General features: G+C 48.5%; 19 protein-coding genes. 9 read left to right on the top strand and 10 right to left on the bottom strand.

From position 1 onward, the window contains the following. Positions 1-713 precede the first annotated feature (713 nt). Positions 714-1,304 carry an IS5 family transposase gene (locus ACO0LB_RS17035; RefSeq protein WP_423051237.1) on the bottom strand — a complete coding sequence of 197 codons (591 nt, stop codon included), beginning with the start codon at positions 1,302-1,304 and terminating at the stop codon, positions 714-716. Between the two features lie 204 nt (positions 1,305-1,508). On the opposite strand from ACO0LB_RS17035, the gene ACO0LB_RS17030 reads away from it, so the two are divergent. Then, positions 1,509-1,754 carry a hypothetical protein gene (locus tag ACO0LB_RS17030; RefSeq protein ID WP_423051235.1) on the top strand — a complete coding sequence of 82 codons (246 nt, stop codon included), beginning with the start codon at positions 1,509-1,511 and terminating at the stop codon, positions 1,752-1,754. Between the two features lie 11 nt (positions 1,755-1,765). On the opposite strand, the gene ACO0LB_RS17025 is transcribed toward ACO0LB_RS17030, so the two are convergent. After that, positions 1,766-2,140 carry a winged helix-turn-helix transcriptional regulator gene (locus ACO0LB_RS17025; protein WP_423051233.1) on the bottom strand — a complete coding sequence of 125 codons (375 nt, stop codon included), beginning with the start codon at positions 2,138-2,140 and terminating at the stop codon, positions 1,766-1,768. Between the two features lie 99 nt (positions 2,141-2,239). Here ACO0LB_RS17025 and ACO0LB_RS17020 point away from each other — a divergent pair, with 99 nt between their 5' ends. Beyond that, the gene (locus ACO0LB_RS17020; protein ID WP_423051231.1) at positions 2,240-2,989 is read left to right on the top strand and encodes an SDR family oxidoreductase; all 750 of its coding nucleotides are present in this window, start codon (positions 2,240-2,242) and stop codon (positions 2,987-2,989) included. 405 nt (positions 2,990-3,394) lie between these two features. Here the strand turns inward: ACO0LB_RS17020 and ACO0LB_RS17015 are convergent, their stop codons facing one another. Both ACO0LB_RS17015 and ACO0LB_RS17010 read right to left on the bottom strand, forming a co-directional pair. Then, entirely contained in the window at positions 3,395-4,240 is an 846-nt protein-coding gene (locus ACO0LB_RS17015; RefSeq protein ID WP_423051229.1) for an SDR family NAD(P)-dependent oxidoreductase, read from the bottom strand. A gap of 46 nt (positions 4,241-4,286) precedes the next feature. Continuing rightward, the gene (locus ACO0LB_RS17010; RefSeq protein ID WP_423051227.1) at positions 4,287-5,960 is read right to left on the bottom strand and encodes an SDR family oxidoreductase; all 1,674 of its coding nucleotides are present in this window, start codon (positions 5,958-5,960) and stop codon (positions 4,287-4,289) included. Between the two features lie 81 nt (positions 5,961-6,041). Between ACO0LB_RS17010 and ACO0LB_RS17005 the strand changes: the two genes are divergently transcribed. After that, positions 6,042-6,773 (top strand): TetR/AcrR family transcriptional regulator, encoded by a 732-nt coding sequence (locus ACO0LB_RS17005; RefSeq protein WP_423051225.1) that lies wholly within the window; start codon positions 6,042-6,044, stop codon positions 6,771-6,773. Positions 6,774-7,049: 276 nt separating this feature from the next. Here ACO0LB_RS17005 and ACO0LB_RS17000 read toward each other — a convergent pair whose 3' ends face one another. From ACO0LB_RS17000 to ACO0LB_RS16985, 4 genes are all read right to left on the bottom strand, one after another. After that, a complete protein-coding gene (locus tag ACO0LB_RS17000) occupies positions 7,050-8,489 on the bottom strand; it encodes an IS1182 family transposase (protein WP_423051223.1) in 1,440 nt (479 codons plus the stop codon). Between the two features lie 229 nt (positions 8,490-8,718). Further along, positions 8,719-9,012: a hypothetical protein gene (locus ACO0LB_RS16995; RefSeq protein ID WP_423051221.1), complete on the bottom strand. Its 294-nt coding sequence runs from the start codon at positions 9,010-9,012 to the stop codon at positions 8,719-8,721. A gap of 497 nt (positions 9,013-9,509) precedes the next feature. Continuing rightward, positions 9,510-9,800, bottom strand: a complete 291-nt coding sequence (locus ACO0LB_RS16990; RefSeq protein WP_423051219.1) for a hypothetical protein — start codon at positions 9,798-9,800, stop codon at positions 9,510-9,512. A 193-nt stretch (positions 9,801-9,993) separates the two neighbouring features. Then, a complete protein-coding gene (locus ACO0LB_RS16985; protein WP_423051217.1) occupies positions 9,994-10,728 on the bottom strand; it encodes a GntR family transcriptional regulator in 735 nt (244 codons plus the stop codon). Between the two features lie 187 nt (positions 10,729-10,915). Between ACO0LB_RS16985 and ACO0LB_RS16980 the strand changes: the two genes are divergently transcribed. From ACO0LB_RS16980 to ACO0LB_RS16965, 4 genes are read left to right on the top strand one after another with little or no spacing between them, the layout of a single operon-like run. Beyond that, positions 10,916-11,674: an ABC transporter ATP-binding protein gene (locus ACO0LB_RS16980; protein WP_423051215.1), complete on the top strand. Its 759-nt coding sequence runs from the start codon at positions 10,916-10,918 to the stop codon at positions 11,672-11,674. A gap of 28 nt (positions 11,675-11,702) precedes the next feature. Then, entirely contained in the window at positions 11,703-12,716 is a 1,014-nt protein-coding gene (locus tag ACO0LB_RS16975; protein WP_423051213.1) for an ABC transporter substrate-binding protein, read from the top strand. Then, positions 12,713-13,480 carry an ABC transporter permease gene (locus tag ACO0LB_RS16970; protein ID WP_423051211.1) on the top strand — a complete coding sequence of 256 codons (768 nt, stop codon included), beginning with the start codon at positions 12,713-12,715 and terminating at the stop codon, positions 13,478-13,480. Before ACO0LB_RS16975 ends, ACO0LB_RS16970 begins: the two co-directional genes overlap by 4 nt. 42 nt (positions 13,481-13,522) lie before the next feature. Then, the gene (locus ACO0LB_RS16965; protein ID WP_423051209.1) at positions 13,523-15,940 is read left to right on the top strand and encodes a hypothetical protein; all 2,418 of its coding nucleotides are present in this window, start codon (positions 13,523-13,525) and stop codon (positions 15,938-15,940) included. 450 nt (positions 15,941-16,390) lie between these two features. On the opposite strand, the gene ACO0LB_RS16960 is transcribed toward ACO0LB_RS16965, so the two are convergent. After that, positions 16,391-16,642, bottom strand: a complete 252-nt coding sequence (locus ACO0LB_RS16960; RefSeq protein ID WP_423051207.1) for a hypothetical protein — start codon at positions 16,640-16,642, stop codon at positions 16,391-16,393. Between the two features lie 139 nt (positions 16,643-16,781). Here ACO0LB_RS16960 and ACO0LB_RS16955 point away from each other — a divergent pair, with 139 nt between their 5' ends. Together ACO0LB_RS16955 and ACO0LB_RS16950 are read left to right on the top strand one after the other, a co-directional pair. After that, the gene (locus ACO0LB_RS16955) at positions 16,782-17,009 is read left to right on the top strand and encodes a hypothetical protein (RefSeq protein ID WP_423051205.1); all 228 of its coding nucleotides are present in this window, start codon (positions 16,782-16,784) and stop codon (positions 17,007-17,009) included. A 6-nt stretch (positions 17,010-17,015) separates the two neighbouring features. Further along, on the top strand, positions 17,016-17,195 hold the full coding sequence (locus ACO0LB_RS16950) for an antitoxin Xre/MbcA/ParS toxin-binding domain-containing protein (protein ID WP_423051203.1): 180 nt from the start codon (positions 17,016-17,018) through the stop codon (positions 17,193-17,195). 134 nt (positions 17,196-17,329) lie between these two features. On the opposite strand, the gene ACO0LB_RS16945 is transcribed toward ACO0LB_RS16950, so the two are convergent. Then, positions 17,330-17,680, bottom strand: a complete 351-nt coding sequence (locus ACO0LB_RS16945; RefSeq protein ID WP_423051201.1) for a hypothetical protein — start codon at positions 17,678-17,680, stop codon at positions 17,330-17,332. Positions 17,681-17,800: the final 120 nt, after the last annotated feature.

Genomic DNA, 17,800 nt, shown 5'->3' with positions numbered 1-17,800 from the left:
TGTAGTCATCTTATCTGAATGGCTAGAAAGTCAAATGCCCTGCGAATAGGGCACGAATGAGGCGGGCAAGACTAACTGAGGAACAACCGTCTGTAGAGAGCCGCATGTGATATGCGTATCAGCGAGGGATTCAGGTCTATCGCCAGAATGAATGCTGATCAGATAGAGACTCTGCTATCGACACAACGCGATTGACCAGTAGTTTCATTCAGTTCTATAGCAAACCGCTGCTCTTGCACCTGGCTTATTTCATCGGTCGTGTTGGCCGCGCTGGAAATAGCCAGAACTTATGTCGATACTCAGTGGGTTAGATAAATATACTGGCCAAGCCTTCGCAAATCAGAAATCAGGCCGTCCGCTTGACTTTCTCTTGTCTATTGCCTCGGAACGAGGCTGGATTAGCAAGGGAAACGCGGATATGTGTTTATTATTCATCATGAGTTCGGTGATGTCGCTCACTCATAATGCCGCGTACGCAGCCAATAAAAAGCACAACTACCGTCACCAAACAGACTGCTTGAAATGAAAGCGCACATATTGCCAGTGTACTGAGCTCCATGATTTTTCTCCTTACATGGTCTCATCATAGTCAAAAAAATCACTGATTTCGAATCGTATAGATTATTTGCATACGCAGGAATCTAGGCATACATATAGACCATTGGATGGTACTCCACTTATATTGTGAATTCAGAGTTAGGCCCTGTTAACATTCAATAAATCCAAAGATAAGCAAATACAAGATTAATGAAGGAAAGGAAGTTTCTATCTAATTTTTCATGCCGTGTTGCAAGCCTGCGGAATTGCTTGATGCGATTAAAAAAACGTTCAACACTATTTCTATCTTTGTATAAGTGGCGGTCATATTCACGCTGCACCAGTCTGTTTTTCTTTGGCGGAATAACGGCCAGCATCCCGTTAGTATGAATGTAGTCCACAAAAACATTCGAGTCATAACCTTTGTCAGCCAATATCGCCTTCGCCTCAAAACCTTTAATAAATGGTAAACCTTGATTCATATCGGATTCCTCTTCCCTTGTCAGTAACCAACGCACAGGATTGCCACGCGCATCCACCGCGACGTGTATCTTGCTGGACAGGCCGCCGCGTGAACGTCCTATCCTTGACGTCCTTCTTTTTGCAGCACCTGAAGCGTGTTGATGCGCTCTCACTACCGTACTATCAATCATCAGCGCTTCCAGATTCCGATCGCCGCTAACTGCTTCCACTATTTCTTTCCATACTCCTGCTTTACCCCAACGCTTAAAACGCGTATAGGTGGTATACCAATTCCCTAATTCCACAGGCAAATCACACTACGGTGAGCTGGTGCGGACACCCTCAACTAGGGAGACGTCGCTTTGACCGTGATTCAAAAGTAGTTAAGTCATATCTTCACTCAAGCAATTTTGATGTAATAAAATGGAGCCGACACAGAAGGTATTAAAGTCAGTCGGCAAGAAATTCATCAGATTATTGAACAGCGCTGTCACGAGCTGGGACTGACGTTGGATCAAGCGGAGCGGCTTGCTGTCGAGAATGATCGGAATGATACGTATTCGATTTATCGGCTGCTCGACATGGAATTCGACACGCTGAAGCCAGTTAAAACTCGTAATCCAAAAAAGTGGCTCTGGATGGCAGTGCATGAAGTAGCCATGATGAGCCAGAGACCAGCAAGCGAAATCCTGGCAAATATCGGAAAGATTACCGAAAAAATGCATTGTAAACGCCGGCAGGCATTAGCAAATTAGCCTGGCTCGTCTCACTCACGTATCAACCGATCCCCATTGGCCCGCATCCAGCCAGCAAGGGAGTCCAATGTCTCCCGCAATGTCTTGCCCAACTCGGTAATTTCATATTCCACTCGTGGCGGGACTTCGGCGTAGATCGTGCGGCAAACCAGTCCGCGCTGCTCAAACAAACGCAGTTGCCGGGCGAGTTCCTTCTGCGTGATAGGAGCCACCGCACGTTGTAAATCGCTGAAACGTATTGGTTTGTCGATGACGATCAACCTGTACAGGATGGGAATGGGCCATTTACCGGAGATCAGGTTCACGAAGTCCACCATCGGGCAACGGTCTGCAGATCGGACTTCTGCGGTCGCTATCTGCACGCGCACTTTCTTGAGCATTGCCATAACTATCCATTTACTCCTTTAGTATCTATCAGGTGCCTACTATGCAAAGGATACTACTGATTAGATAATGTTGCTTTCAACTCTGTGGATTAACACGGTATGTCAAGACTTCAAGGCAAATATGCTCTGATCACTGGTGGCACCAGTGGCATCGGTCTGGAAACAGCGCGCCAGTTTTTGAAAGAAGGAGCCAGGGTAGCTATCACAGGACGAAACGAAAACACCCTGTTGAACATAGGCCGAGAACTGGGCGATTCGGTACTGCTTTTCCAGAGCGATGCCGGCGACATGGCTGATCAACGCACGTTGGCGAAACAGATTGCACAACATTGGCCTCATCTGGACGTGCTGTACGTGAATGCGGGTGATGTGACTCACCGCCCACTACAGGAATGGGATGAAGCCGCTTATGACCGGCTCATGGACATCAATCTGAAAGGCCCGTTCTTTCTGATTCAGTCTTTGTTACCCTTACTGGCAAATCCATCGTCCGTCATTCTATGTGGCTCGGTCAGCGCACATATCGGCCTGCCTCAAAGTAGCGCTTATGCCGCGAGCAAGGCGGGATTGCTGTCACTGGCACGGACCTTGTCCGGTGAACTGGTCGGACGCGGCATTCGGGTCAACGGCTTAAGCCCGGGTCCGACTGAGACTGCTGCACTGGGCAAGTTAGGCCTGCCACCACGAGAGGAGGAAGTCTTGCGTGGGCAGATCAAGAATCTTGTCCCCATCGGTCGCTTGGGCACGCCGTTGGAATTGGCAAAGGCTGCTGTGTTCCTGGCTTCTGATGAGTCTAGCTTTGTCGTCGGTACGGAACTGCAAGTTGATGGTGGCGTAGGTAACCTGTGAACGAACAGATTTTTTGATTGAAAAGTGTTCTCAGTTCTCCAACTAGCGGCTACCGCATGAAGTTTTCCGACTGATAGTCGCTAGTTTAAATTGCTCAGGCTGAGAAGTTAAGGTCTCGTTGTGGGAACCAGTCTCCATCCAATAGCGAACAAATGCTCTTCGATAATTCTTGGTTTTGAACGACGTAGAAAAGTCCTCCTCTGCCATTCTTAAAACAAAAAGACTGTGATTGTTAGCATCCGAGAGTTGCCCTGATACCGAGATTTTCAAAAAATGTTACTGAAGGCGCGTTGCAAGATCTGTCTTCAATTTTGTTAAGAGGAAGTGTATTTATTTAGATGAGTCTTATGTTTTTTTCGTCGCCTGAGATAACTCGATATTGTTGCTGCATACGTCGATTAACTGTTATTGCTTCCGTTCTAGCTCTCGTATCAGCATCTGGAACTTGGCATCTTTTTCGAGCATGGCATCTGAAAAGATATTGACGACGCCCCGGAACCATGATATCGGGGCCCAGTACTTTGGTGCGATGATTCGTGGCGCCCGACGTTCCACGCCGGCGATGACCGCCAGAGCAATTTCATCGGGTTTAACACGGCGACCAAACGGCCCTGGCATTGCGTGCTGGACAAGTTTTGTTGCCACGTCGTGCTCACCAAATGCCACCTTGGCAATATTTGTATCGACCCAACCGGGATACAGGACTCCCGCTGTCGCTCCCGTTCCGCCAAGTTCGGTTCGCAATGCGCGCCCCATCTGTTCAACAGCAGCCTTTGACATCGCATATGGAGCATTAGCGACCCCATTTATGAAGGCGTACACCGACGCGGTGATTAATACATGTCCTTTTGCGTCGATGATGTGTGGCAAGCTGGCTTTGACGGTATTCCAAACACCAAACAAATCGACGTTTATCACTTTCGTGAATTCGTCTACATCGATTGTCAGCAGCGTCGAGGGTACTTTGGCGCCTACGCCAGCGTTAGCCATGACCATATCAAGACGCCCGAAGTGGTTTACGGCTTGAAGCACAACTTCTTTGGTGCCAGCCATATTTGTGACATCCAAGGGCGCGAGTATGACTCGCTCCTTATTCAATTCTGCGAACGTACGATTAAGGCCCTCTGCAGAGATATCCGTCAATACGAGGTTCGCACCGCGTTCATATAATCGGTTGGTCACGGCTTGACCAATACCACCGGAAGCCCCGGTAATTAGAACTACCTTGCCATTCAAATCGAAGTTTTTCATGTTGACTCCCGTTTGTAGTTAATCGTGACTCGTTGATTTATCGGAATTAATAGCCTGATACATGTCGCATGGCAGCTCTGCGCAAGATTTTCGGTAACAGCTTGCTCACTGACCGAAGAAGGCGGGGACGCCAGGTATCGACTTCCCAGTGAACGTTCCTGCGGCTTTTCACGGCCTGCAAAATTACTTCAGAGACATCACTTGCTTGAAGAAATATGCCAATCGAATCCACGATTTTTCCGTGTGCGGCGTCCATCATCGGCGTAGCTACGAAATTGGGCATCACGTCGCAGACGTAGATTCCATGGCGCTCCCACTCAATATTCAGAGCCTCGGTGAACCCCTTGACCCAAAACTTGCTTGCCGAATATGAGGCTTCACTGGGTACGCCGTATTCCGAGCTAAGGGAGCACATGTTGACCATGGTGGGGCGATCGCTTCTCCTGAGATAAGGCAGTGCGTGATATGCACCTATCTGAACGCCCTTTACATTCACCTCAGTGACGACCAGATGTTTCATCAGCGGAACCGCCTCATAGTCATCAATAAAGGCGATACCAGCATTGTTAATTAGCACATCGATGGCGTCGCCATTCTCAGCAGCAAAATCACTTAACGCAGAGGCAAACTCATCTGGCTTTGTAACGTCCAGTTGGCGATAGAAGTGCCCATTGCCAAGAGATTTTCTCAATGCTTCCAAATCACTTTGGTTAATATCGGTGGCACCAACGCAGTATCCTTGCTTCGCAAACAACAAGGCAGTTTCTGCACCTATACCTTTGGCTGCTCCAGTAATGAAAACGGTAGGTTTAGTTTTCTTAACGATGCGTCGCGGCACAGGATCCAAGTTCTGTTTTAGGAAATCCAATTGCTCTGCAATGAAGGTGCTGAACAGTGGTTCGATATAAGGATCGAAATGGTCAGCATCGTGTTTCTTGAGGGTGACCGTCTTGGCCCCGCGAGCGGATCGCAACGCGGCGGATGCAGGTGTTGTCAGATCGTTATTGGCCACTTGGAGAAGCGTGGGCATGGTCAAGTGTCGTAAATACTTGCCCGGGGAGTAGCGCATAGCATCAAAAACAAACCGAGCAGTCACGCGCTGGTCAAAGGCCTTTCCCTTGGGGACGAGTTTCAAATACCCATGGGCCGCCTCTGGTGCTGTCATCAACCCAAGCCGACCTGGCTCAGCTGCAGCGTTGACAAAGTGGGGCCGCAATCCGATCAAACTTCCCAGTCGATCGATGAGCGCATGGATGGTTAGGCGAGTTCCAGCCAACAATCCGCCAGCCAAACCAGAGGTGAGACCGAGCATATGGGGTACCTGCGAGATGACAGCTGCGATATTCCTGTCCTGCGCGGCGACAGCGACAACATGACCACCACTGAGTGAAGATCCCCAAAGAACGATCTTGGTCGCATCGACATCCGGACGGTTGCGCGCGTAGGAAATTGCGGCCTTCCAGTCCTGGTGCTGCCTCGCAATGTTGAGCAATTGACGAGGCTCGCCAGCACTCTCGCCGAAGTGCCGATAGTCGAACACGAGAGCGTGGTAGCTGGCTTCGACGAACTTCTCGGCGTAGGCATCAAGTCGCATCTCCTTGATGCCAGCGAGTCCGTGAGCCAGAACGATGCAGGGCCGCGTGCCCTTGCTGCTTGCGGGGTAGAACCACGCTGAACAGCGCAGCCCCTCCGAAGTGAATTCAATATCTTGCCGTTGCATGATGGGTCTCCTTAGCGTCTATGCCTCGTTTTTCCGTGTACGGTGTTCTGTATACGACGCATTTTTAAGTGACATGAGTTCATGTCTGTTGATATTTTATGTCTGACACGCTATCATGTCAATACTGAATTTCAAGGGAGGTGGTGCATGAAAGATATGGACGTTGGCGTCACCCCTTTAAGCTCTAAGGTTTATCGAGGACGTAGTGCTGACGAGAGGATCGGCGAGCGTCGGAAGCGCCTCGTGGAGGTCGGCATTGAGCTGTATGGAGCGCGTGGCTTCCGTGCCACATCGGTCAAGACGGTGTGTCTGGAGGCTGGGCTAACGGAGCGCTACTTTTACGAGTCTTTCGCCAATGGTGAAGCATTGCTCTGCGCAACCTGCACCGTCATCATGGATGACATGCGCCAACGGGCAGTTGAGGCCATGGAGCAAGTTGGCGACTCTGTTTCAGAGCGTGTGCGGGTGGCGGCACATACCTATTTCTCCGGCCTGCTAGAGTATCCAGCTGCTGGGCGGATCACTCTGTTTGAGATGGAGGGCGTTAGTGCTGCCGTCGATGCCTACTATGCGCAGGAAATGGCGAAGTCCACGCAGTTGTTCGTCGAATGGTTCTTGTCTAGAGTGAAACAGAATAGCCACAGCACAGTGAAGGCTTATGTATTGGCGCAAGGAATGCTAGGCGCGCTTTACCAGATGGCAAAAGAGTGGATGCGCTCGGATTTCAAATTGCCTGTTGAGGTGATGACGCACCATATGCAACTTGTAGCAGTGGGTATTTGCGCGTCGTTTTCCGAAGAGCTGAATTTATAGGCCGAGGCAGCGCTCAGCCCAAGTGCCGGGATTTTTCAGATTGAGGGTGAACTCTGCGTGCAAGGCTTGTTGCGTTGCTAGGAGTAATCTTCCATAAACTTGATCTTGGCAAGCCCAGTTTCGATATGAGACGCCTAATACTGAATGTCTGCTTTGGAGAAGATCGACAGGCGGCTTAGGGACCAGGCTGTGTGAAAACCTGATCTTCTGTGCCGCTAACGGCCACACCGTGCAGGTGCTGATCTTCCTTGACGCGGGAGCAGAAGTTAAAAAGGCTCACGTCCCCAGCAACGCCGCTTTCAGTCCCAGATGCCCCATGATGTTCACCATGCGTTTCAAGTTGTAGGCTAGAACATGCAAGCTCATCTCTGTTTTCACTCGCGGCAAAGTCCGAGTTAGGAAATGCGTCGCTCCCATCCAGGCTTTGAGCGTGCCAAATGGATGTTCGACAGTTTGCCGTCTGATTCTCGCTACGTCTCCGCGCTCAGCCAACCGCTTGCTCATCCTATCCAAGGCATCTTCATGTTCCCAGCGGGCGATGCGGTGATTTGTCCCCGTGGTGCATTGAGATTTTGTCGTACACTTGGGACAAGATGATGACCAGTATTTGTAAAACAGCAGCCCTTTTTCCAACGTGCTGAATCGTCGTATCGCGCGTTCTCCGGCAGGACATTGGAACTCATCGCTCTCAGGCAAATATCGGAAGTCGCGTTTATCGAAGAGCCCCTTTGCACGATTGCCCGAAGTGAATGGCTTAGGAACTAATGGCACCATCCCCGACTCCTCGCACGCCAAAATTTCCGGACCACTGTAGTAGCCGCGATCTGCATACACTTCCAGATGTTCTTTTTCAAGTACCTCGTTGGCTTGCTTGGCCATTGAGGCAAGCTGAGCGCGATCATTTCCTACGTTGGTGACTTCATGCGCCACGATTAAGTGGTGCTTGGTGTCGACAGCAGATTGTGCGTTGTACCCGACGGTAGCTGTGCCTCGACCACTCGTCGACATTGAGCGTGCATCGGGATCGGTCAACGAGATCTGCTGATCTGGCACCTGCTTTAACTGCTTGGTCAGTTCACCCAGATTTTCAATCTGTTCTTTCAGACCTGCGATTTTTTCTTTGATACGGGTCACACGAGTTTCGGCGACAAGCATAGGATCGCGGTCGGCGCGGTCAAGCTCGTCCATGTAGCGCTTGATGCTTTCCTCCAGCTGTTCGATGCGAGCTTCAAGCTTGTTATTGGCGAAGTTCCGGTCGCGATTATTTACCGCTTTGAACTTGCTGCCATCGATTGCTACGCTGCTGTCGGAGAAAACATCAAGCCGGCGGCATACCTGAACGAATTGACGGCATACCTTGCAGATAGCAGGGCCATTATCCTTGCGAAAATCAGCGATGGTTTTAAAGTCCGGCGATAGCCTGCCGGTAAGCCACATCAGTTCGACATTGCGCTGGGCCTCGCGCTCCAGGCGTCGGCTGGACTGGATACGATTGAGGTAGCCGTAGATGTAGATCCCGAGGAGAACGGCAGGATGACAGGACGGGCGACCGGTGTGCGCAGGCTCTGCACCGGCAAAGCCAAGCCCCTTGAGGTCAAGCGCTTCAATAAACGCCTCCACGATCCGAACGATATTATCTTCTGCAACATAGTCGTCCAGATGCTTGGGAAAGAGAACACTCTGGCTGCGGTCGGTTCCTTCGACAAAGCGCTTCATCCTGCTCTCCTGATGGCGTCAGATGAGCTATTAACGCGTCAGAAAGAATCTCGTTTACATTTAGGACGCGTTTTCACACAGTCTGGGGCGTAAGCGGCCAACGGGCGGTCCCGACCGACTTTGTTCACTGAACCGTAATGACCGCCGTACGAAGCGCCTGGCCTGACCAACCCACAGTACAGATTCCACGAAAAAGACGGGCCACCAAACCGTGGCAAAATTGCCATGATCAGCCGACGCCGCCAAATTGAGGCGGTTTCTTACCGGCGTTCACACCGTTGTCAGTCCAACCCAACAAACGTGACTGCGCGGAAATAACGAGTTGCTTCGTCGAAGTAGAGAGAATATCCGCTTTCACAACACACAGGACAGGAAATCCGTTGATTTTTTTCTTCAACGTGGCGATGGGATGGTTTGAGGTGCATTGAAACTTGGTACCGGTGGCGATTGTCCTTAAATCCGATTCTGCGTGTGCTGAGAATGCCAGAAGAGACAGACAGGAAATGGCAAATTGTTTGAGCATGCGGTTCTCCTTTATTCGTTGTTGTTCAACAGATTAATTGCTTGAAACAGTGAGTTGTTCTTCAGATGGTTTATTACTGTGCGAGCTGGTGACAGGCATTGCTATTCGTGCGGAGACGGCAGTTGTTGGTGCTGGAAATGCAGGAACTAGTATTTAATGCCGTTCAGTTAGGCGTGACCTTGCTCATTTTGGGGTCAAGCAATTTAGAGTTTTCTCAATGAAAAGGCCACTTCAGGATTATCCGAAGTGGCCTTTTTGCTTCTTAACTGAACGGCATTAGGAACAGCTATCTGCATTGTTAGCCGATTGCTTTTCCAATGACCTTTGTAATGCTCTGATCAATCGCTATATGGCAGATAACCAATTTATGTTTCAAGGAACCTCGCCAGATTGGAAACAGACCACTCTGGTAATAGCATTGGTCGTTGATATTGAGGACAACGGCATGTTTGTATGAAAGTCAGCATTTGGCGACTAATGAAAACTCAGCAATCACCTCAGTTGAAAAACTTGTGAACATAGTACATATCAGAAGCGACAAAACCGATGGAAATGTTTGCCAATAAAGCTAACGTCAGCAAAGTAAGACGCAGCTGACGTAAATGGAAGGCGTCTTTTTTTATGTAACTTGCTAATTCGACGAGAACACCAGCCACGATAGCTGAAAGCGCTGATAATCCAGTTGATAGATCGTCTGTCAGAAACATCTCAATACATTTAAATCCAGCTGTTCCAATCAATAAAAGAGCAATAATCGATTGCAATTCATTTTTGAATCTTTGCAGCATGTTCAGCTCCATTGTTTCGTTGATGTACTTCTATTGTGGTTCGATTTTTGAATTGTCAAACCACGTTCGAAACGTATACGGCGCTCAAGATCATATCTCTCTCAAATTTGTTACTTGTGATCTTTTGTGGAAGACCTATCACCATGTAACAATGACCTATTCCCTCATAGATAATGTTTGTCTATACATTTACTTAGAAGCTGCAACTGGTGATGAAAGAGTAACCTTCAGGGCGAATATAGAAAGTTGAGTGATCACAGCACTCGCCATTGGCAAAGCTAGAAATGCGTGTCATCACCAAAAGTGGCATTCCAGTTTTGATTTTGAGTATCCGCGCCAAGCTTCGGTCGGCTATCTGACAGGAAATAGAAATGTCTGCGCGAACCACCCCTTGGTGATGTGAATTCTGAATGAGCGTGTAGTTAGGCTGACGCTCTGCTATATCCCAAGAAACGGCATCAATACACGCTGGCAAATAACTGATCCCCAGCGCGATAGGTTGATTATCCACAAGATGCAGTCGCTTTAACAACACACATGATTTTGTCCGTTTACTAAAGCTGGCCTGTATTGACTCTGGTAGTGGCTGCATTACCTTTTCCAGTAATTGCATTTCCGGCTTAAGACCTTGCATGACGAGTGAATCATGAAAGCTTCGTATAGCATCAAGTCCATGTCTCACTTGCTTACCGGCGACATAAGTACCTTTACCTTGTTTGCGCTCGACACTTCCTTCTTCTACCAGCTTACCGATCGCTAAGCGTACGGTAATACGGCTCACACCATAGTATTCACACAATTCGGCTTCTGACGGTAGCTTACCCGAAGGCTCATAACGGTTGCTATGAATTTCTTGGCGAAGCTGTGACGCGATTTGCTCATAGAGGGAAGTAACGTTCTTACGGACGAGTTTAGCGTTCTGTTTCATGAAATCACGTATCGGATATTGAGTAGAAAAATCTTGTTCTAAGGATGCTGGCATTGTTCATGAATGTTGAAAATTCGATGTGATCACTAATCGAATATCGATATGCGCATTCCTTATTTTTGTTTGCTTGTATTAAAACGTATTATGACAAAAATCAATGAGACATAATCATTTAAATTAAAAAATCATGAATCATCTTTCTGTCAGTCATGTTGACTTTGCCTATCCCAATGGACATGCCGTCTTTTGTGATTTGTCGTTTCAGGTACAGCGTGGAGAATTTGTCGCGCTGTTAGGACCATCGGGATGCGGTAAGAGTACGTTGCTGAATTTGCTGTCGGGATTTCAGCAACCGGACAGAGGCAGTCTTACAGTTGATGGAGAGTTCATTACGCCTGAATCTCCGGCGTTGGGTTATGTTTTCCAATCACCGAATTTATTTCCGTGGCTGTCAGCGCTGGATAACGTACGTTTTGGATTGCGAATGACAGGTAGTGGCAACACAATTGAACAACGTGAACGGGCCCATCATTATCTTTCTCTTGTCGGCCTTGGTGGTGCCGCAGATAAGCTACCGCATCAATTATCGGGTGGCATGCAACAGCGCGTTGCGTTGGCACGTACCTTGGTCATGGAACCTTCGCTATTGTTGATGGATGAGCCCTTTGCCGCTTTAGATGCTCTTTCACGTCAGAGCATGAATGAAGAGATTTTGCGCTTTTGGTCCTTGCTCGGACAAACTGTGGTGTTTATTACGCACGACATTGAAGAGGCTGTTTTTTTGGCGGATCGTGTGTTGGTGCTTGGGACTTCACCAAACGGCTTGCAAGAAGAGATACGCATCGATTTGCCACGACCACGCTCGCAGCGCGATACCCGCAAACTGCAAAATTTCCATGATTACTGTAACACGTTGCGCGAGCGTATAGCGCTAATGGTCCCGTGACCTATTCCCCATTACCGAAAGATTGATCATGATGACTTCCAAGCGCGTATCGCTATGTTTTCTTTTACTTGCTTCTTTTTTACCGGGTCTTGCTCTAAGCGAAACCCGTCCAATCCGGATTGGCTGGGTTTATGCGATGGCCAATGCGCCGGCGCTGATCGCTGACAAGAAAGGTTATTTTGTGGAAGAAGGACTCAAGGTCGAGTTAAAGTCGTTTGGTGATGGCCCGGTAGTGCAACAAGCATTATCGGCCGGTGAGCTTGATATGGCTTATGTCGGTGCGCCCCCTGTTTTCCAGTGGTTCTCACGTGGCCTCAATAGCCGTATTCTGGCGAAGGTAAATTACGGACAGGCTGCACTCATTGCTCGCAGCAAAAGCTCTGTGCGAACTCTGGCTGACTTGCGCGGAAAAAAAATTGCCAGCGTGGCTAAAGGCAGTGGCATGGACATTCTTCTTCGTGGTTATGTCGTCAAAGAATTAGCTGGCCTGGATCCTGAAAAAAATATCGACATTATGAGTATGCCGGTCGGCAATATGAATACTGCGCTTGACCGTGGTCTCGTTGATGCAGCGTTCACCTGGGAGCCGTTTGTCTCGGATGCGCTCTTGCGTGGCAATGCCCAACTTGTACTGGATGTGAACCAGAAGCTGCCGCAATATCCTTGGTATGTCGTGATGGCGGTGCCACGAACGTTGGCTGAACGCCCGGATGATGTCATCAAGGTGCTGCGTGCACATAAAAAAGCGATCGCTTTCCTCAATAATCACATTGAAGAGTCGAATCGTATCATTGCTGAAGCATTTCAAATTGCACCGATTCCAACTTCTGCCGGAAAAACAATTGAACCAGTCGCAGTAGTCAACGAGGCACGCAAGCGCTTGGGGTGGGCTGAGCGAATAGAGACGAATGATATTCAGTTCATTCAGCGCTTGATCAACTATTCGTATTCACTGGGTTTTATGAGTAAAACATTCAACGCACATCAAGTCATTGATTCGAGCTTTCTGTTACGCGCAGAGCAATCTAATGTCAAAAGATGATGAATGCTATGAAGCGCTTTGGACATACACCTAATTACGGCTGGACAGCTCTGCCGTTCTTGCTGTTGCTATGGATGGCAACAGCCAGTCAATATCCAGCCTATATCCTACCTCAACCATGGGAGGTGGCGGCAGAAGGATGGCGCTGGGTAGCCAGCGGTAAATTATGGACACAGCTCATTGCCAGTTTGCTTGAAGAGTTTGCTGGTTTTAGTGCCGCAGTTCTTGTCGCTTTGGTACTCGGGATGGCAGCCGGGATCTCGGCCGGCTTTCGGAGTTTTATCACGCCACTTAACGGCTTATTCATGGCGATTCCCCCAATCGCTTGGGCGCCGCTAACAATGATTGTGTTTGGCTTGGGATACCTATCTATCATCGCGGTGATCTTTATCGCAGCAGTATTTCCTATGGCGTTGACTATACAGAATGGCGTACAAGCTATTCGTGTTGGCGAATTAAGGGCAGCGCGAGTACTCGGAGCATCTCGTTGGCAATTGCTGGTGCATGTGTATTTTCCCGCATCGCTGCCAGCCCTCACTACTGCCTTACGAGTTGGATTCAGTCAGGCTTGGCGTGCATTGGTCGCGGCCGAAATGATAGGTGCTTCGCGCGGTATTGGCTGGATGGTTTCTATGGGAGGACAAGTTGGCAATGCAAGTCAGGTGCTACTTGGTATTTCACTGATCGGAATGATTGCCTGGCTGACTGAGAGCCTGATTTTCCGTCGTATCGAACAGCATTATCAGTCGTGGCGCACTACTTAGTACGGTGTCTTTCAGCATGCAATATTTTGGGAAATAATCATTATGGACAATCAACTGCAAGACCACGCTCTGCGGTACGCTCAATTATGTGACAAACTCGGCACACATTATGCACCGACTGGTCTGTATGAAAAAAATAAGGCGTTGCAGTTTGCAGGCCGTGTTAGCTGTAACGTCAACAGACTGGAGACCGGTAGTTGGGGAGAAATTGTGCTTGACTATGAGGTGGGAGCATCAGGTGTAGCCGATGGTGGCTGGTTTAAGGCAACGTTCAAGTTTTATTCGGACTGGGCTCTGTTTCAGACCAGCGATCCTGCTGCTGCTAACTACATTAGTGCAGAGTATCATGCAGGGCCGTTGGTGCAAGGACAAAGTCCCGCCACCGTTCAATCTCTGAGCATTCGTTTTGACCAAAAAGGACACGAGCGTCCCTTTCAGAAAGCAATTATTGTTGATGTCGTGGATGGTTATCTGAATGCCGGTGACCATATTATTATTCGGTTAGGTGACCGTCGAAGTGGAGGGGCAGGAACCCGGGTGCAAACCTTTGTCGAAAATAATTTCCGCTTCCGTTGTTACGTTGATCCACTGGGTTCTTCACGTTTCATTGCTGTGCCTGGCGATGTGGTGATAGATATGTTCGCCGGAGAGCCAGTACGCTGGCTTTTGGCTGGACCACGCTTTGCACGTGTTGGCGAGCGTTTGCCATTTCGCTTTTCCTTACAAGACCGCTGGGGTAATGCGTGCCAGGCAGGGGAATTGCCAGTTGGGAGTGCCTTGCGTTTACTCGCTTATGCAGGAGAGCGAATAGTCTACGACAAAACGCACGCACTTCCCAACGATGGATGGGCGTCAATCGGGGTAGATGATTTACCCAGTGCGGCTGGTGAATTACGACTCGTTGCGGAGTTACTGGATAACAGCGCGGTAAAGCCAGCTATCGCTTATATCAGCATTGATGACTCATTTCCGGTTGCACGTTCATATTACGCAGATCTGCATGTGCATGCCCATGATACTGTGGGTACCAATAGTCCGGCATACAATGCGGCCTATGCCCGTGATATCGGTGGTATCGATGTACTCGGTTACACTGCCAACGATTTCCAAATCACCGATGAAAACTGGAAACAAGGTGTCGCCACTGTTGAAAAATTTAATCAACCTGGGAACTTTGTTTGCTACCCAGTACAGGAATGGTGCGGTAGTTCCACCGCAGGTGGTGATCACAACGTGGTATTTCTTGGAGATACTGCACCCGAGTTTCCTTACAATCAGAAGGGTGAACACAACCGCACCTTCACATGGAATGAGGACATGAAAGGCAGCTCGGTCGAACTTGGTCGTTGGCCGGTTGAAGAACTCTGGGCTGCCTATGTTGATGACCCGGAACATCACTTAATCATGCCACACGTAGGTGGTCGCCGTTATATTCCCGACTGGCATCATCCTAAATTGGAGCGTCTGGTGGAGATTGCCTCCAGCTGGGGGCATTTTGGATGGTTATATCAGGATGTGATTAGCCGTGGATATAAAATTGGTGTTGCCGCCAGTGGCGACGAACATCGTGGACGACCAGGAGGTGGCCCACCAGGTACTCAGGTGTTTGGTGTCTATGGTGGTCTGACAGGAGTACTCTCTGACACCTTAGATCGTCAGAGCATAGGTCGAGCCTTACGTGCACGTCATACATGGGCAACTACAGGAGAACACACTGCAGTACTGGTCAACAGTGGTCGTTATGTTCAGGGCGATGAATTTACTCAACATGGGCCCGCTGTCGTGAACTACCAGTTCCTGGGAACCGCTGGTTGGGATGAAATCGCTGCCTATGATCACAGTGGCTTAATATGGAAGCGTAATCTACACGAAGAGCTTGGCTACTCTGATCGGCTGTTCCGCTTGCGCTGGGGAGGCGCTCGTGTTCCGGATCGCTACCGCTGGGCTGTATGGAATGGACGCATCTCGATTCGCAACGCGACTATTCATAGTTTTCGATCTCATGGATTTGAACATGGTGAAGAAAATTGTTGGCGAGCAGGTCCCACCGAAATTGGATTCCGTAGTGACACCTACGGTGATGCCGATAGCGTAGAAATCGATGCGAGCAATCTTCTGCACGCCGTAATCCGCGTGGAGGGAACCATTGACAGTTACGTCAAGGTGGGAGACCCGCTAAAACGAAATCCTTTTGTGCATGCACCCGATTTCAGTTGGGAAATTACCGGCAAACAGTTACTTGATGAAGGTGGCTTGCGTCTTGAGCTTGGCGGTACCGAGTTGTTTCTGGCATTAGAGCGTTTGACTGAAGCTTCATTGCCATTGCGATTGGAAGGTAAGCTAGAAGTGAACGCAACAAACGCTCCGTTCGGTCACCGACCAGTATACTTGACGGGACGCCAGCGCGATGACAGCAAGGTATGGTCGTCAGCACTGTTCATTGATTTTGCCAATACTTGACATGTTCCTTTGCCTTTAAGAGCGGAGATTCTTGTTAATAGCTGCATCTGTCTACATGTCATTTTTTTTTAGCGACGATCACATTGGGATCACGATGTGCAACGCTGATAGCAGGAGTCTCCTTCCTTTCTGTGTAAGCGTAGAGATGGCAATCTGACTAGATTTCGTTGACAACATTGTGAAAGGGCCACTGGCTGTGGGAGATACATACCAGTGGCTTGTTACCGACGCATGTTACGTACCATGCTGCAACAGATACACCTCATGCATTAAAGCTTTGATATTGCATTCAGACCGTATCGCGTTGTACTTCGTTCCGTAATTGAGCGTTACTTTAGCATCGCTCAAGGTAAGTGATGTCACCTGTGGAAGTGAAGCTAAAATTTTTGATTTACTGCCTTAGATGACACACTTCCTGACTTAGGTAACCTGCTACCAACGCCAAAACGACTATTTTTTATTGAGCCAGTTTGCGACAATATCTTTTCCTCTGATGATCAAATAATGTCGGATGACTGTCATACCAATAATGATGGCCAGACCTTTATAGCGGACATCATTCTCTGTTAAATACAACATTTCTATTGCCAAATCAGCGCTCCAGTAAAACAGCATCAAACTACAAATAATGGCTGATGAATAGAGTCCTGAAATAGCCACTAATGATTGACGTGGAAAAAGTAGTCTGAAAATTTTATGCATGATTTTTCTTTCAATATGTCATTAGAAAATATGTTTTGATACAAACTGCAGACACGGCATGTCCCCAGAGATGGGTGATTGACAGCTTTTGTTTCAGATTACAATTTCAATTCCAATTGTCTTCAACATAAACTCCATCATGAACATCGCATCTCACTCCGAAGTACCTCATGCCGATCAATTGATGCATGTAGGACTCAGGGCCTTTTTTAATATTGCAGCCGCATGGGGATTACAGCCAGATCAAGAAATGATCCTGTTAGGCACATCGGATCTGCCCATGTTTCATGCCTGGAAGCAGAACCCGATTTCTGCTACCGGGAACACAGAGACGTTGGAACGTATCTCATTTATCCTTGGTATTTAGAAAGCATTGCAAATTCTGTTTCCAGATCCCAATCAAGCTGATGAATGGATCAATCGCGCAAACGCACATGAACTTTTTGCTGGAAAGCCCGCGTTGAGTCGCCTGTTATCCGGTGATCTCGCTGACTTACTCCTAGTGCGACAGTATCTTGATACGCAATGTGATGCAGAATATGAGAAGCGGTAAAACTGGTCCGGAACTACAAAGGGTTTGTTTTTATCGTCGACGGAAGCAATCTCAGTTGCCACACCCGTATAGTTAGAAAATCGTGACCGATCAGTCGGTTTCATCCCAATAAAGCTTGATTTACCGCTATTCTCCTAGTGTCTATATAACCGCCCCGTCATGGGATCAATTCGTGCCTGAGTCCGCATACTATTCAATGCCTGAATAAATGCGGAGGCAGCACGGTCATTGGCATAAGTGATGGCCCGAACCTGACTATGCACAGGGAATGAACAATCTGGCCAATTCACTGCTCTATTGGAACCGCTCTTTATGGTCACCGGTGGTGTGGTGTTTGTAGTACCCGAGGTGCTCGTTGTTGCTGGAGCGTTGCCAGTACCAACACAGCTCATATTGCGGCCACCACCACAAGCAGTTGGCCAACTGGCACAGAGCTTGGTAGTAAAAACAGAAATAGCTGTTTTATGTTTGAGTAACGTCGTCATATCTCATGTCCTTTTTTTGTGAGATGAAATCATCGGTATGAAGATCCAAACCAGGTTTGTGATCCAACCGAAGTTCATTGTCCTCGCTTCAAAAAAAAGTCAAGTCGACGGAAATCGGGA

This window comes from Undibacterium sp. SXout7W (assembly GCF_049339385.1).
Classification (GTDB): Bacteria; Pseudomonadota; Gammaproteobacteria; order Burkholderiales; family Burkholderiaceae_D; genus Undibacterium.
This window is presented reverse-complemented; position numbering and strand designations above follow the sequence as displayed.